Origin of the sequence: Shewanella sp. POL2, assembly GCF_000282755.1 — a bacterium.
Lineage (GTDB): Bacteria > Pseudomonadota > Gammaproteobacteria > Enterobacterales > Shewanellaceae > Shewanella > Shewanella xiamenensis.
Genome location: NZ_AKZL01000219.1, coordinates 1 through 431, shown reverse-complemented (window position 1 = coordinate 431; position 431 = coordinate 1). Strand labels below are relative to the sequence as shown.

Sequence of the window (431 nt, the reverse complement as noted above, 5' to 3'; positions counted from 1 at the left end):
CAGCTACGGCAGCTTCACGCTGGCAGCCGATGGCCACTGGACCTACACGCTGGACAACAAGAACAGTGCAGTCCAGGCCCTTGGCCAGAACGGCACGCTGACCGACAGCCTTACCGCGCAGTCGGTGGACGGCACAACCCACACCGTCACCGTCACCATCAACGGCCATGATGATGGCGCCGTGATTGCTGGCGTGGACAGCGGCGCAGTCACGGAAGACGCCAACCTGACGGCTGGCCAGCTCGAAACCCGTGGACAACTGACAATCACCGACCCGGATGCGGGCCAGGACCACTTCACCGCACAACCCCATGTGGCGGGCAGTTATGGCACGTTCAGCCTCGACGCCGACGGCCAGTGGCACTACAGCGCCGACAACAGTCAGAGCGCGGTTCAACAACTCAAGGCGGGCGAAACCCTCACCGACAGCC

1 protein-coding gene is annotated in these 431 nt (G+C 63.8%); it reads left to right on the top strand.

Translation table 11 applies throughout. The features are described from left to right. Positions 1 to 431: VCBS domain-containing protein (locus tag SHEWPOL2_RS22145; protein WP_037431926.1), on the top strand; the 431-nt coding region annotated here is incomplete at both ends.